We start from the raw sequence: 16,001 nt of genomic DNA on the forward strand, positions 1-16,001 counted from the left end.
AAAAATAATGTTAAGTATACCTATTAACTTAAATTTACCTCGTATACCCCATTTAATAACTTCCTTACCTGGGCCTCGCGCTCAAGCAATTGTACAACGCGATCGCGCCGTAACTTCTCCTTCTTATACCCGCGATTACCCGTTAGTTGTATCTCGCGGTCAGGGCTGTATGGTGGAAGATGTGGATGGCAATGTATTTCTGGATATGACCGCAGGTATTGCCGTTACCGCCACCGGACACGCTCACCCGGAAGTTGTCAAAGCAATTCAAGAACAGTCGGAACGTCTGCTGCACATGTCAGGGACAGATTTTTATTATGAGCCGATGGTGGAACTAGCGGAACAATTAGCAATTCGCGCTCCCTTTCCCCACCCACAAGGTAATGCAGCATTTCCCGCAAAAGTATTTTTCACAAATTCCGGGGCAGAATCGAACGAAGGAGCAATCAAACTAGCTCGATATTACACCAAGCGATCGCTAATCGTAGCATTCTTAGGTGCATTTCACGGACGCACTTATGGGGCAATGTCTCTCACTGGTTCCAAAGCAGTGCAGCGAGCTAATTTTGGGCCTTTAGTTCCTGGGGTAACTCATATCCCTTATGGCACTCACGCAAGTTTAGATTACTTGGAAAAACAGCTATTTGCGACAATTTTACCACCGCAAGAAGTAGCAGCGATCGTCGTCGAAGCAATTCAAGGAGAGGGTGGGTATATCGTACCTGAAGATGGTTTCTTGCAGCGAATTCGGGAGATATGCGATCGCCACGGTATTCTGATGGTAGTGGATGAAGTGCAAGCGGGGATGGGGCGGACTGGTCGCTTATTTGCGATCGAGCATTGGGGTGTGATGCCTGATATCATTACTACTGCTAAAGGTATCGCCAGTGGTTTGCCATTAGGAGCGATACTTGCCAGACCAGAGTTAATGACTTGGCCTCCCGGTTCTCACGCTACTACATTTGGCGGTAATCCCGTAGCTTGTGCTGCTGGTATTGCCACATTGCGACTGCTAGAAAGTGGTTTGATGAGCAACGCTACCCAAATGGGAGAATTATTACAAGCTAGTCTTACCGAGTTGCATCAAAGATTTCCGAGAGTATCGCCGCCACGAGGTAAGGGTTTGATGGTAGCGGTAGATTTATTGGATGAACAGGGTAATCTCGATCATAAATTACGCGATCGCATTATTCAAGAAGCTTTTTTACGCGGTTTATTATTGCTAGGTTGCGGTAAAGCAGCAATTCGTTTCTGTCCACCTTTAGTTATTGACAGCGACCAAATTCAAATCGCCCTTCAGATTATCAGCGATATTTTAAGTTCTTAAAATATTAGGGGGAATAAGGGAGAAATAACCAGTGCTTAATGTCCAATGACAAATAACAAATGACAAATAAAATAGCCCTTGATTTATGGAAATTACTTTGGCAAGAATACAGCGCCAGGGTAAATCATGCTCGTACCTACCAGCAAATGATTACTGCTGCGGGTGGAACGGTCGCCAACGACCACATCGCCTTTCGGTCTTTGCGTTTATTAGTAGATACTCCACAAGGTAAACTTAACTTAGGAATTGACTACCTTGGACAACTTGCAGAAGCTTTGGGTTATGTGGCGGCTGGAGAGTATACTTTTGCTCAAACCCATTTGTACGCCCGTCATTATCGTCATTCACAGCAAGAGGAATTTAACTTACCCAAGCTGTTTATCAGCGAGTTGATTGTCGATGAATTGCCTGATAATATTGCCCAACTCATCTCTAAAACAGTATCTTCAATCCCAGACAAACTGACCTCAACCCTTACTCTTCTACAAAAAGACGCAGACTTGGAAACCATCGCCAAACAACTCCAGCAAGTCTTCACCCGCCCCTGGCAACCTCCGCATCGTTTGATTGTCGAAGAGGTGAATCAGGTTACTCAGTATGGGGCTTGGGTGTTGCTGCACGGATATGCTGTCAACCACTTTACAGGCTACGTCAACGGACAGAATACTCCAGAATATCCAGACATTGATACTACCGCCAATGCTTTGGCTAAACTGGGTGTACCAATGAAGGCAGAGATAGAGGGAAATGTTGCTTGTGGTTTGCGGCAAACTGCAACTCAAGCAGTAACAGAAATGGTGACGGTGTTAGATGATAACAGTGGTGTAGAAATTCAGATTCCTTGGACTTACGCCTATTATGAAATTGCCCAGCGCTATCTAATAGATGTGGAACCTGGAAAGCAGATACTTTTCGATGCTTTTTTAGGAAGTAATGCCCAGCAATTGTTTGAAATGACTCGTCTATCTAAATAGCCCAGAGTTGTTAGTAAAGGATTCAATTTCAAAGTTACTAGCTAGTAGTTTCGTGTATTGAACAAACTATGCTTGCAAGACAAAATCTGATGCCGTGAGAGTTGGCGCACCAGTTATCGTTGCAAATAGACCACCACTGCCAAAACCAGAGGCGCTGCCATATTGTTAGTAAAACCTATATGAAATGAGTTGAAGGAGAAAACAGTCGTTTTAGACATTACTTAGCTCGGCTACATCGTAAAACTTTTTGTTATTCTAAGTCAGAAGAAATGCTGAGACACTCTATTCGACTGGTCATACATTATCTCAAGTATGGTTCAGTGCCACTCACGATGTGAGGTACAAGTCTTATTTCCGCGATCGCCTGATATCATGTCCACTTGATTGCTTATTAAACCCAAAGAACCCCACCCCGCCAAAGCTACGCTTTGTCTCCCCTCCCCGCAAGCGGCTATCCATTACCCGGATCTTTCTCAACATTTACGAGAGTATTCACTCACGCTTTTTCTAACCCTGATTCGTTCGTCGTCAATTCTCAATAAAAACCTAATTTTAGCGAGAAGACTAAGAGCCAATCTGTCAAGTATGTTTGACACCTCAGTGTTCAAGATGCCTACAAAACAAGCGTTTCAAGATTGTAAAGAAAGATGTGACTAATGGATAGCCGCAAGCGGGGAGGGGTTGGGGGTGGGGTGTAATGACTGTGGTTAGCATAACTAATTATGCGGACATGATATGATTCATATTTTGATTCAGCAACGCCGTTTTTTCTATTCTCCATGACCTCAATTAAGGCTTGAATGATTAGGTCAACTGTACTAATCTAGTTTCAATTCAACTAAAAAGCGGAGATAAATTATGATCGATCATACTGGTATCGTTGTCAGTGATTTTGAGCAAAGCAAGTCCTTTTATGCTGCGGCATTAAAACCAATTGGACTGTTACTCATTGCAGAGAATTCAGCCTCTACCACTGGAAGTACCGATATTGCTGGTTTCGGTCAGCCGCCAGAAGCTGAATTCTGGCTTACTCACGGTAATCCTGGTTCTGTAAGAGTTCATGTAGCGTTCAGAGTTCACAACCATGCTGCTGTTGAGGCATTTTACAACGCAGCTTTAGCTGCTGGTGGACAAGACAATGGTGCGCCTGGTTTTCGGACTCAGTATCATCCTAACTACTATGCTGCTTTCGTTCTCGATCCAGACGGATATAATATTGAAGCAGTCTGTCATGAGCCTAAATAAGCAGCATTTTCCCTTTGGAGATAAGGGACAGGGGGTTAAAAACATGAGTCCCTTTTACCAATTGCCAAATACTTTAAGAAGCTGTAAAAGGCATTGAGACAGGATATTTGTAGAAACCTGCATTTCGGGTCTCACTAATACTTTATTTCTCGTTACCGAACAAGGCTTAATATCTCTAAGGCACAATTGAAGTCACAAGCAGTCAGGGCTGGATAAGTTTTACAATCCGCCTGCCATTAACAGTATCGAAGTGAACGGCGTTATACTTAAGCTCGCATTCATAATTTTATTTAAAATATTGCTACAAAATAAGCACTTATGAAATCTAAAGCTTCAGAAAAACTTAGAGTAGCGATCGCAAATGCACCTGTTTCGCTGTCAAATTAGCGATCGCACCCAAATATAAAAAAAAACTATGAAAATTCCTGATTTATTACTTGATTCCATGCTCTCCTGCACAACGATGGCCTGCACCAACGAACTGACACGCCTCAAAGCAGTGTATCAGTTTCAGGGTTTGGATGCTTTACCCAATCGGGCATTAGATGACTTAACAGCACTGGCAGCCGATCTGTGCCAAACTCCAATGGCACTGGTGAGTTTTATCGGAGCCGATCGCCAGTTGGTTAAGTCTAAGGTGGGAATCACATTAACAGAAATTCGCCGAGACTTCGCATTTTGTAACTACACCATTCGCCAGTCAGATGTCTTTGTGATTCCAGATACCTTGGCCGATCCCCGCTTTGCCACCAATCCCTTCGTTATAAATGCTCCCAATATCCGGTTTTATGCCGGAGTCTCCTTAGTAATAACTGGCGGTTGTGCCTTGGGTACACTCTGCGTCGTGGACATTGAACCGCGCGATCTGAGCCAGAAACAACGGAAAGGATTGCAGACACTCAGCCACCAAGTGGTAGCGCAATTGGAGCTAAAGCGCAACACCACAAAGCTGCGGCAAACGATCCCGGAAATCAAACAACTAAAACAGCAATTGATTACTCAGGAATTGGTTGGTCAACAAGATTCAATTCTGTTTAATCTGGCAAATCAAATTCGTAATTCTCTGGATCTGGACACGATTTTACAAACGGCAGTGAATGAGATTCATACTCTGTTGCAAGTCGATCGCTGTGACTTTGTGTGGTGTCTGCCCAACAAAGATCGGTTCAAGTTTATGGTGACTCACGAAGCGACTAACCCAGAGATTCAGATGGCGTTGGGGGAACTTTCCCTTGGGCCAGGCTCCGTTCTGGCAGAAACTATCTTAAATCTAGATATGCTACGGATTGAGGATGTTTCTACTACCTCAGAGGCACTCACCCCGGAGGATAGCGTCCTGCTGCATGAACTGGCAGTAACCTCGATGCTGTTGCTGCCACTGAGAACCCATTCTGGTCAATTGGGTGCAATTATTTGCCATCACTGTCGCGGTTCGCGCCAATGGGCTGATAGCGAAGTCCGGTTACTCAAAGCTGTCACCGATCAAGTAGCGATCGCTCTCGATCAGGCAGAACTGCTTGCCCAAACACGAGCAACCGCCTTTGCCGCTCAAACTCAAGCCACCTATTTAGGGAACGCCCTGAGCCAGTTGCAGCAAACCCAAATGCAACTGATACAGCAAGAGAAGATGTCGAGCCTCGGACAATTGGTAGCCGGAGTTGCCCACGAAATCAACAACCCGGTCAACTTTATTAACGGTAATATTGCTTATGCAACCAACTATGTTCGGGATTTGCTAGAACTATTGGATCTTTATCAGGCAACCTATCCCAATGGAACTGATGCTATTCAGGAAAAGATAGAGTGCATCGATCTTGATTTCTTGATGCAAGATTTGCCTAATCTATTGTCATCGATGCAAATGGGTGGAGAACGAATTCGGCAAATTGTCCTATCTCTGCGGAACTTCTCGCGCCTGGATGAAGCCGAGATGAAACCTGTGGATATCCATGAAGGGATTGAAAACACGTTGTTAATTTTGAAGAGTCGCTTGAAATTAACTAGTGCCAAGTTTGAGATTCAGGTGATTAAAGCATACGAAAATTTACCGCCTGTTGATTGTTATGCGGGGCAATTGAATCAAGTATTTATGAATCTTTTGGGTAACGCGATCGATGCCTTAGATGAAACGCCTAATCCGATCATTACCATTCAAACAGAACTTATTAGTAGAGAATCGGGTAGTTCCGATCTATCCCAACTCTCCCACGCAGATAATGTAGTGATTCGGATTCGAGATAACGGTTCTGGGATGACAGAAACAACCCAGCAAAAACTGTTCAATCCATTCTTCACCACCAAACCGATCGGCAAGGGAACCGGGCTGGGACTGTCCATCAGCTATCAAATTGTGGTTGAAAAACATCGCGGCATTTTAAAATGCTCCTCAGAACTTGGGAAAGGCAGCGAGTTCTTGATTCAAATTCCGGTTGAGCCACTGGTTAAAAATACTTAAAGTGTGTATAAAATTATCAAAATATCAATTATTCAAGTCTTACTTTGGGAATGCTAGAGTAAACGCCAACGATGATTGACTCATCGACTTGTAAAGTATGTCAAATGGTACGACAAGCTCACCGATTGTTCTTGCGCTTGATGACAGCCCTGTGATTCATCAAATGATTAAACGAGCGTTAGAACCGGGCTATCAAGTAATAACAGCTGCTAACGCGGTTGATGCCCTGTCGATCATTTATCATCAACGAATTTCAGTCTTGCTATTAGATGTGCAAATGCCGGATGTAAACGGGTTGGAGTTTTGCCGCACGGTGCGGAGCCTGCCCCAGTTTCAGCATTTGCCCGTGATTATGGTGACTTCTCAAGATTCCCCCTTCGACCGGGTGAAGGGTCATCTGGCGGGTGCGACAGAATATCTGATCAAACCTTTTGATGCTGAACAATTGCGAGAAACTGTACGAAAATTTATTTACACCTGACCTGCTTTTATTAAAACCCAAATGGAAAATTATTTAGAAACTTTAGTTGTGGGATACAGAGCTTATACCATTTCTTTGTGAGGCTCTACCAAACCCTTTTAACTTCTTTCTTTGCGTCCTTTGCGTCCTTTGCGGTTCGTTTTTCTTTCTTCTTTCTTGTATTTATACCAATTCAATTAATGATCGCAACACATCCTTGGGTAAAGACGCGATGAATCGCGTCTCTACAAATGGTCTATTTGTCGCATTCTTTTTTCAAATTAGTATTAAATATGGTTTAGCGCATCTTTATACAGAATTGGTATTACTTTAAAAAAGATGTTTAGAGTTCATGTAGCAGATTCGATTCAATAGCATGGGGGCAATTTCGCCGATCGCCAAAATATGTTGGGCGGCTCCCAGAGCGATCGCTTCTTTGGGCATCCCAAAGACAACGCAGGTTTGTTCATCTTGGGCAATGGTAGTGCCTCCGGCTTGGGCGATCGCTTGTAATCCATCTGCACCATCCCGCCCCATGCCAGTCAGCAAAATACCAACCGCCGATCGCGGATAGCAGGTGGCAACGGCTTGAAACAAAGCTGTGACGGAGGGACGATGCCCGGAAACAGCAGGGGTGCTAACAGTGGTTAATCGCCCTTGAGTGTTGAGTTGCAGGTGTTGTCGTTCGGGAGCGAAGTAGACAGTACCCGGTTTGGGAAATTCTCCCGGTTGGGCGATCGTCACGCGCAGGAAACATTCTGCTGCCAGCCAATCTACCAGTCCTTGCAGAAATCCTTCGCTGATATGTTGGACGCACAGAATGGGTACGGGAAAGTTGGCAGGCAGTTGTTTTAGGATCGTGTAGAATGCCTGGGGGCCGCCTGTGGAGGCTCCGATCGCCACGATTTTGGGCAGGGAAAAAGGGGAATTACGAATGGGGAATTGCGAGTTACTGATCGGTTTTGGGTTGAATGGTTCTGCCTTACTTTTGGGGCTAACAGGATGCGTTCTCGGTTCTACCGTCGCAGTTCGGGAAGTGTGGCGAGTAAAGACTGTAACCCCTGCCAGAACTTTGATCCGGTTGATTAATTCGTGCTTAACGTGTTCGTAGTCTGAAAGTGAGTCAATGCTGGGTTTGGGAAAAACATCCAAAGCACCCGCTTGCAGCAGTTTAAAAACATTGCGGGAATCTTCTTGAGTGTTGACGGAGGTGCTGATTACTAGAATCGGACGGGGATAGTCTGCCATAATCCGGCGGGTGAGTTCCAGTCCATCCATTTTGGGCATGTGTAAATCGGTGCAGATTACCTGGGGCTGTGCGGCTGGAATTCGCTCCAATGCTTCCACACCATTGGGAGCAGTTCCCACCACATCCACTTCCAGGGAACTCGCCAGAATCCGCTTGAGGATGGTTAAGGCGACGAGCGAATCCTCCACCAGAAAGACGCGAATTGGGGCAGAGTTTTTCATTAATTGATAGTAAGTTGAGATTTTACGAGAAAATTATTGTTTATTCATCCGAAAACCTCTACACTAACCGTTTGAGGGTTGACAGCAAGGCTTCTTGATTAAAGCTGCCTTTGATAATGTAGGCATTGGCTCCGGCTTCCGCACCCCGACGTTTATCTTCATCGCTGGCAAGGGAAGTAACCAGGATAATTGGAAGTTCGCTATATTCTTGATATTGGCGGATTTTGGCAGTTAACCCGAAGCCATCGAGATTTGGCATTTGCACATCGCTGACAACAGCATCAACGGCGTGCGATCGCAGCTTGTTAAATCCATCCAAACCATCCACAGCAGTAATCACTTGATAGCCTGCGGTTTCTAAAATCCGCTTTTCTTGCGTGCGTGTGGCAATAGAATCTTCCACTAATAAGACGGTTGGTTTTGTGGGTGCAAGTTGACGAGTTTGGGTAGAAGAAATAGACTGCGATCGCGATCGGGCTGACTTCACCAAATCCTGGGGATTCAGCACCATACACACATCTCCAGTGCCTAAAATTGTTGCTCCAGAAACATTGCGGACTCGTTTAAGTAACTGACTTTGGGGTTTAATCAGTATATCTTGCTCATCCACTAAGGCATCCACCACTACACCCAGTTGTGCTTGCCCAACCTGAAGAATAATACAAGAAAGTGCCGTTTCTTGAGTTAATCCAGATGGCATCGGGGGCAGTTCTAATAGATCGGCCAACTGCACAATCGAAATGGGTTGGCTATCCCGAATTATTGTGTCACGTCCCTCCAAGGGAAAAATCTCTTCTGACTTGATCAAGCAAGCGGTTTGCACAAACTCTACTGGGATGGCGTAAGGCATTTCGTTCACTTGCACAATCAAGACATGGGCGGTTGCCAAGGTGATACTGAGATTGACGCGCAGCGTACATCCCTGTCCGGGAAACGATTCTACCTGAATCGTACCTTTCAATTTCTCGACATTGGTTTGCACCACATCCAGCCCCACACCCCGCCCTGATACTTCTGTAACCAGGGGGGCTGTTGAAAACCCTGGTGCGAAGATCAACGCTTGGATTTGGCTGGGAGTCATTGCTGCTAATTCTTCTTCCCCGCAAATGCCCCGTTTCACTGCTATTTGTTTGATTCTATCCAGGTCAAGCCCCCGGCCATCATCACTGATTTCCAGCACAATGTTAGTGGGAGTCTGGTAAGCTTTGAGCCGAATCGTTGCCGTTGTTGGTTTACCTAGCCGTTCCCGTTCTTGTGGTGGCTCAATCCCGTGATCGATCGCATTCCGCAGGATGTGCATTAACGGATCTTTCATTTCTTCCAACAGGCGTTTGTCGGCAAGCGTGTCTTTGCCTTCTAGGATCAACTCCACCAATTTTCCCTGCTGCTGCGCCAAATCGCGCACCATCCGCGGGAAGAGGTTGAAAATCGTTGCAAAGGGCAGCAATCGCAGAGTACGAATGCCCTCTTCTAGATCGCTACTTAGTTGTTCCAGTCGGGTTGTGTCTTCCGAAAGGGAACTCTGCAAGGTTTTCACCAAATGGCCCAATTGCTCTAATCGTTTTTCAGAGTGATGATGAAAAGTTTCTAGACGTTGGTGGGCGACATCACCTTGTTGCTCTCGGCTGAACGCAAACCGATTAGTGAATAAATCTCGATTCCATTCTTCCCACAAATTGGCGATCGCTTCAATTTCTCCCAGCCGATGAGCAATCCGAATTTTGGTTACAGTTAACTCCCCTGCTTGCGTCATCAACGTATCCAGGTGGCGAGTACCAACGCGGATGGTTTCGATGCGGTAGCTAGAAGAGTGCTGAGTGCTGAGTGCTGAGTGCTGAGTGTGGAGTGTGGAGTGTGGAGTGTGGAGTGCTGAGTGCTGAGTGTGGAGTGTGGAGTGTGGAGTGTGGAGTGTGGAGAATGCAGAGAGGATCTTTTCATTCTCCGTATCCTCTTGTCCCCTTGTCCCCTTGTCCCCCTCATCCCCTTCATCCCCCTCATCTACCCCTGCTCCCCTTGCTCCCACACTTGCTCCCATCAATTCAGCCAGAACAGAAAAGGTATCAACCCTGGCAGGTTCTCCGGTGACAGCTTCATGAACGAGTTTGCGGATAGCGGCGATCGCATGAGCGAGGCGTTCGTAGGGTGAGTCTGTTGTATCATTGCCCAACGAGGATGCTGGGTTTTCTTGTTGCTTGAGTTGAGTCAAAATATGCTCAATTTGATGTGCCAGAGTGCCTACATCTTTGACTCCCAGCATATTGGCATCGCCTTTGAGAGAATGCGCCTCTCGCATCAAGGCTTCTAGGACAGCCAGATCGTCGGGATGGTTTTCCAAATGCAGCAATCCATCATCCAGGTTTTGCAGATGTTCTTCGCTGGCTACTTTGAAAACGTCTCTCAGTTCTTCATCATCGATCATCATAGTTTTAAGTAGTTAGGGGTTGAGCCAATACGGTTCGGATAAGTAGGGGGAGGCAGAGGGAGCAGGGGGAGAAGAGAAGCAGGGGGAGCAGGGGGAGAAGAGAAGCAGGGGGAGCAGGGGGAGAAGAGAAGCAGGGGGAGCAGGGGGAGAAGAGAAGCAGGGGAAGAGAAATTGCTTAATAATAACTCTCTTTCCTCCCCTGCCTCCCCTGCCTCCCCTGCCTCCCCTGCTTATCCAAACTGAGCGACTAAATAGTTGCCTTAAGTGCTTGCGCTGACTCGTTTAGTTGTTGAGTACCAGAGCGGATCTGGCTAATGCCACTGGCAGTTTCACGCGCAGCAATATTCAGGTCATTCATGGCAGAGACAATTTGCTGAATAGCGATCGCTTGCTGGTTGATATTGAGTGAAATCTGTTGACTGTTGATGACAATGTTATTCACTGCAACTTCTACACCTGCAAAGGATTCTGACGTTTCTTGGGCAATTCGCGTCCCTTCTTCCACAGTTTTAGTTCCTTCATGGGTGACAACGACAGTGATGCTGATGGCAGATTGAATGTCGCCTACCAAGGTACCGATCTTTTCGGTTGATTTTTTGCTCTGGTCTGCTAATTTGCGAATTTCAGCAGCGACAACGGCAAAACCTTTACCATGCTCCCCTGCTCGAACTGCTTCTACAGCCGCATTTAACGCCAGCATATTAGTCTGACTTGCCAACTCGCCCACCAAACCAGAGATACTGTCAATCTGCTTGGTTTGTTCATTTAAGCGTGTGATATGCTCCGCAATGGTTGCGACTTTCTGCTGTAGGGTTTCCATGCCCTTGAGGGTGCGTTTTACAGCTTCAGCACCGTTACCGGCAAGAGCCAACGCCTGCCGTGCGCCTGCTACCGCCGATTCTGCTTGTCCGGCTGACTGCTGCGATGAGGCTCCCAATTCATCGATGGTGATAGTGGTTTGATTGACAGAACTTGCTTGCCGAGTCGCAGTCCGTTCTTGCTGCTCAACCGCAGCGGCGATTTGATTGGTAGAGGCAGCCATTGTTTGAACAATTTGAGCAATTTTACCTGTCAACGGTTTAGCAATTTTGTTGCTCAGAAAAAATCCTAGTAAGATTGCCCCCAGAGGCCCAGCAATAATACCAGTAAGCACCCAACCTGTGGTCAAGCGGGTATCGTCACTGGCGGCTTTATTTGCATCTTCAGCAGTATCCTGATTAATTTTGATCAGTTGCAACAATGAGTTAGTTGCCGCCGCAAAGGAAACATCATTTTTGACAACAGCGTTTTGTCTGAGTTTTGTCAGTCGATCGGCAGCAGCGATCGCCACCTTCATTTCTGGAGAATTTTCTCGCTTCTGGCTGGTCAATTCCAGCTGTCTGGCAGTGGGGTTTACAACACCTAACCGGGCAAAATCCTGGTAAGCCTGAAGATAGGCGGCATGATCCTGCTTCCATGCCTGCCACTGTTGCTTAAACGTCTGATAGAGTTTGTCCTCGTCGGGGCCGCGGGACGTGGCTTCATATTCCTCAAGTCCTGCGTCAATCTGCTTCCAGGCTGCCTGGATTCGATTTAACTCAGACTGTTTGGCTGCGGAGGGTAGTTCGGGGTTGAGAATCGCTCGCTCTGCCGACTGGATCTGGGTCTGCCCTTCATTAACTCTCCACAATCCGTCAATGCTGGGGAGGCTGTTATTACTGAGGGTGTCGATATGGTTGCTTAATTGATGAGCGCCCCGCCAGCCGAAAAACCCTACAACCAAAACGACACCGCCCATCAGTAAAAACGATCCCATCAATCGTCCATGCAGAGACATATTTTTTAACATAGCTCTAACTCCAATACATTTTTAGACAACGGCTTTGAGTTCTTGGGCGGCATCATTTAGTCGTTGGGTGCCGGCTTTAATTTGACTAATGCCAGAGGCAGTTTCCTTAGCAGCAATATTAAGCGAGTTCATGGTTTCTACCACCTGTTGCACTGCGATCGCTTGTTGATTGGAAGTAAGGGAAATTTGTTGACCATTTATGGCGATCGTTCTGATGGCATCCACAATCTTTTCTACGGTTTTCGTGCCTTCATCTGTGACAATAACGGTGGAATTGGTCGATTTTTGAATGTCTAAAACCAGTACATTAATTTTTTCAGCCGATCGCTTACTCTGGTCTGCCAGTTTGCGAATTTCGGCAGCAACAACCGCAAAGCCTTTGCCATGTTCCCCGGCTCGCACGGCTTCTACTGCCGCGTTCAGCGCTAGCATATTAGTTTGACTTGCTAAGTCACTAACCAGGGTGGAGATCGTGCCGATTTGATTGGTTTGTTCGCTGAGATGGAGAATTTGGGCGGCAATATCGCCTACCTTCTCGCGTAGACTCGATTGGCTGAACTGACCCTCTTGAGTGCGACCATCTACCAGCAACAACACCTGCCGCGCCCCTGCGGCTGAGGCTTCTGCTTGTTCGGCAGACTGGCGCGAGGAAGCCGCCAATTCATCCATTGTCGTGGTGGTTTGGGTGACAGAAGTGGCTTGTTGGATGGTGGCGCGTTCTTGCTGCTCAATCGTCGTAGCAATTTCAGTTGTAGAAGTGGCGATCGCGCTGGCAGAGGCGTTCATTTTGCGGGAAGTGCGGCTAATGACCCAGATGCCAATTAAAATAGATAGCACCAGGGAGAGTCCACTTGCTAACATCACCGTGAACTTAAGGGCATTGAGCGCCTCTTGTAGCTCTTTCGCGGCGGTTGCAAAAGTCTGATCTTCTCGCTGCTGCATTTCTCCAATCATGTCTACGACATCCTGCCCTTGATTGCGGGAATTTCCCTTACTCCAGCTTTCAACAGCTTCTTTGACTTTGCCGCGATCCACATTTGCCATCACGTTATCGTCAAAAGCAATCTGTTTATTGAGCAGTTCCTCCAGTTTGGTTAAAGACTGTCGTTCCTGTTGCGATCGGGCAAGTGTCATCAGTTTTGCTAAAAATTCCTTGGAATCCTTTTGAGTCTTTCGGTAGCTCTCAAGCGATTGCTGATTTTGTTCTAACAAATAGCCTCGATTTGCCTTGGAATTACTTTGCACGCTAACAGAAAGATCGTCAAGTATTGAGTTAATGTCATAAGAAGTCAATAAATTTTCTGACCGTTGGTTCACCGTGTTGATATTGACGATCGTCGCTCCGGCAGAAATTAACAATGCCAGCACGGGAACTGCATACCCGCCAATAATCCAGTATCTTAGTCTCCAGTTTCGTTTGCTTTCCATCTTGCGATCTCCTGTAAGTGGATAAGTTCGAGAATTTCCAGATATTGCTATTACACAATTTTGGATTTTAGATTTTAGATTTTAGATTGACCCCATCAAGCTACGGTATACACACAAATCTCTTAATCTGCACCTTTGTTGCATCGACTTGTACCTTTGTTGCATCGACTTGCACCTTTGTTGCATTGACCCGCACTTTTGTTGCATCGACCTGCACCTTTGTTGCATGGACTTGCATCTTTGTTGCATAGACTTGCACCTTTGTTGCATCGGCTTGCACCTTTGTTGCATGGTTATGCAGTAACTTGAAAAAACTAGTGGTCTATCGCATTAATTTTGAGGGATAAAAAAACGAACCGCGAAGACGCGAAGTACGCGAAGGAAGAAGGAAAGAAGAGAAATTGAAGAATTTATCTACTTCTCAGAATTAATGGGACAGACTACTAGTAGGCTTCACAGCAGGAGGAAAGGGCCATTTCCCCCTGCTCCCTGCCCCTCTGCCCCTCTGCCCCTCTGCCCCCCTGCCCCCTGCCTCTGATTACACAACACTCTGTAGCTTATAAGCTGCATCATTGAGTTGGTGAGTGCTAATACGAGTCTGACTGATGCCGGTGGCTGTTTCTCTAGCAGAGCTATTAAGTGCATTCATTGCTTGTAAAATTTGCTGAACCGCAATCGATTGCTGGCTAGCGTTTAGCGAGATTTGCTGAATATTCAACACCATCCGGTTGACGGACTCGGTGACACTGGTAAAGACCTCCACCGTCTGCTTAGTTATTGCCGCCCCCTGTTGAGCAGTTTTTGTACTTTCATCTGTCATCACAACGGTTGAGTTGATGGCGGATTGAATGTCATTGACCAGCACATTAATTTTTTCAGCCGATCGCTTGCTCTGGTCTGCCAGTTTGCGAATTTCGGCGGCGACGACTGCAAAGCCCTTGCCCTGTTCCCCGGCGCGGACTGCCTCTACTGCTGCATTTAGCGCTAGCATATTGGTTTGATTTGCTAGGTCACTCACCAACCCGGAAATACTGCCAATTTGCTTAGTTTGTTCGTTCAGGCGTAGCATCTGGTCTGCTACCGCAGTGACTCTATGGCTCAAGGCTGCCATTCCTTCCAGGGTGCGGTTCAGTGATTGATTGCCTTGATCTGCCAAATTTAAGACCTGTTGAGCGCTGGTTGAGGCAGTGGATGCTTGCTGGGCAGACTGTTGAGCAGAAGCGCTGAGTTCGTCCATTGTAGTGGTGGTTTCGCTGACCGAGGCTGCCTGTTGGTTGGCAGTGCGCTCTTGTTGCTCAATTGTGGCGGCAATTTCAGCCGTCGAGGTGGCGATCGCACTGGCTGATTCATTTATCTGTCGAGCAGTGCGGCTAATTATCCAGATGCCAGTCCAAACCGACAACAGCAAGGAAAGTCCAGTCGCAGACAGGATGGTTAGTTTGAGCGTATCGAGCGCTGCTTGTTGTTGCTTGGCAGCCAAAATTACATTCTGGTCTTCTCGGCGCTGAACTTCATCGATCGCACTTGTCAGATCATCAACCAGACTGCGGGCATTTTCGTTACTCCAGGTTTCAACAGCTTCCTGAACCTTGCTTTGATTCACTTTGCCAATCAAATCATCCTCGACAACCATTAAATTATTTAGCAGCCCCTCTAGCCTGTTTAAAGACTGTCGCTCTTGCTCTGTTCTGGCAAGCGACATTAGCTTTGATAAAAGCTGATTGAAGCTTCTTTGAGATTTTTGGTATTCGTCAAAAGATGTCTGATTTTTTTCTAACAAATAGCCCCGAACTGACTTAGAACCTCTTTGAACATTCGTGGCAAGGGCATTAATCGCTGAATTAACGTTATAAGAAGAAACTAAATCCTGCGCTCGCTGACTCACCAGATTGATATTAATAAATATCAGCCCCGCAGAAATTATCAATGCCAGAATGGGAACCCCATAGCTGCCCATAATCCAGTATCTCAGTTTCCAATTTCGCTTACTTTGCATCTTGTTATCTCTTGTGAGTGAATGAGTTCAAGGATTTCCCAATATTTCTATCATTTGTAATCTTTGCGATCGCACTTTTGAATCAACGGAAGATTGCACAAGTTCGTAGTAAGGACTTTAGTCCTTGATTTGAGCGATAAATCGCTCACTACAAACCTGGGCATTACTAATGGGACAGACCACTAGTGGTCTATCGCATTAATTCTGACAAGTAGATAAATTCTTCAATTTCTCTTCTTTCCTTCTTCCTTCGCGTACTTCGCGTCTTCGCGGTTCGTTCTCTTATCCCTCAAATTTAATGCGATAGACCACTAGTGCTTCTGTCAACCTAACAATATGCTTGTGAGGGCTGGGTAAAGGGTAAGGGATTTAAAACCTTTCCGGAGGTCGGCAGAG

11 protein-coding genes and 1 pseudogene are annotated in these 16,001 nt (G+C 46.3%); 6 read left to right on the top strand and 6 right to left on the bottom strand.

Translation table 11 applies throughout. The annotated features are described in order from the left end of the window. Positions 1-7: 7 nt before the first annotated feature. The 3 genes and pseudogenes from V7K84_RS25665 to V7K84_RS25675 all read left to right on the top strand — a co-directional run. Positions 8-1,327 carry an acetyl ornithine aminotransferase family protein gene (locus V7K84_RS25665; protein ID WP_334842241.1) on the top strand — a complete coding sequence of 440 codons (1,320 nt, stop codon included), beginning with the start codon at positions 8-10 and terminating at the stop codon, positions 1,325-1,327. A 59-nt stretch (positions 1,328-1,386) separates the two neighbouring features. Then, positions 1,387-2,301, top strand: coding sequence for a DUF1338 domain-containing protein (locus V7K84_RS25670; protein ID WP_334842242.1), 915 nt, complete (start codon positions 1,387-1,389; stop codon positions 2,299-2,301). A 161-nt stretch (positions 2,302-2,462) separates the two neighbouring features. Further along, positions 2,463-2,639 (top strand): annotated as a pseudogene (locus tag V7K84_RS25675) (IS1 family transposase); the annotation flags it as partial. Between the two features lie 10 nt (positions 2,640-2,649). On the opposite strand, the gene V7K84_RS25680 reads toward V7K84_RS25675, so the two are convergent. After that, positions 2,650-2,781, bottom strand: a complete 132-nt coding sequence (locus V7K84_RS25680; protein WP_334842243.1) for a hypothetical protein — start codon at positions 2,779-2,781, stop codon at positions 2,650-2,652. Positions 2,782-3,159: 378 nt separating this feature from the next. On the opposite strand from V7K84_RS25680, the gene V7K84_RS25685 reads away from it, so the two are divergent. The 3 genes from V7K84_RS25685 to V7K84_RS25695 all read left to right on the top strand — a co-directional run bounded on the left by V7K84_RS25685 (position 3,160) and on the right by V7K84_RS25695 (position 6,482). Then, entirely contained in the window at positions 3,160-3,546 is a 387-nt protein-coding gene (locus V7K84_RS25685) for a VOC family protein (protein WP_334842244.1), read from the top strand. Positions 3,547-3,961: 415 nt separating this feature from the next. Continuing rightward, positions 3,962-6,001: a GAF domain-containing sensor histidine kinase gene (locus V7K84_RS25690; RefSeq protein ID WP_334842246.1), complete on the top strand. Its 2,040-nt coding sequence runs from the start codon at positions 3,962-3,964 to the stop codon at positions 5,999-6,001. Between the two features lie 97 nt (positions 6,002-6,098). Further along, on the top strand, positions 6,099-6,482 hold the full coding sequence (locus tag V7K84_RS25695) for a response regulator (RefSeq protein WP_334842248.1): 384 nt from the start codon (positions 6,099-6,101) through the stop codon (positions 6,480-6,482). 309 nt (positions 6,483-6,791) lie between these two features. On the opposite strand, the gene cheB is transcribed toward V7K84_RS25695, so the two are convergent. The 5 genes from cheB to V7K84_RS25720 form a co-directional block, all read right to left on the bottom strand. After that, positions 6,792-7,931 (bottom strand): chemotaxis-specific protein-glutamate methyltransferase CheB, encoded by a 1,140-nt coding sequence (gene cheB / locus V7K84_RS25700; protein ID WP_334842250.1) that lies wholly within the window; start codon positions 7,929-7,931, stop codon positions 6,792-6,794. A gap of 58 nt (positions 7,932-7,989) precedes the next feature. After that, complete coding sequence (locus V7K84_RS25705) at positions 7,990-10,353, bottom strand: hybrid sensor histidine kinase/response regulator (RefSeq protein WP_334842251.1); 2,364 nt, start codon at positions 10,351-10,353, stop codon at positions 7,990-7,992. A gap of 247 nt (positions 10,354-10,600) precedes the next feature. Next, a complete protein-coding gene (locus V7K84_RS25710; RefSeq protein ID WP_334842253.1) occupies positions 10,601-12,181 on the bottom strand; it encodes a methyl-accepting chemotaxis protein in 1,581 nt (526 codons plus the stop codon). Between the two features lie 21 nt (positions 12,182-12,202). Continuing rightward, complete coding sequence (locus tag V7K84_RS25715) at positions 12,203-13,609, bottom strand: HAMP domain-containing methyl-accepting chemotaxis protein (protein ID WP_334842256.1); 1,407 nt, start codon at positions 13,607-13,609, stop codon at positions 12,203-12,205. A 538-nt stretch (positions 13,610-14,147) separates the two neighbouring features. Then, the gene (locus tag V7K84_RS25720; RefSeq protein WP_334842257.1) at positions 14,148-15,605 is read right to left on the bottom strand and encodes a methyl-accepting chemotaxis protein; all 1,458 of its coding nucleotides are present in this window, start codon (positions 15,603-15,605) and stop codon (positions 14,148-14,150) included. Between the last annotated feature and the right edge of the window lie 396 nt (positions 15,606-16,001).

The organism is Nostoc sp. (assembly GCF_036917315.1).
GTDB lineage: Bacteria > Cyanobacteriota > Cyanobacteriia > Cyanobacteriales > Nostocaceae > Nostoc.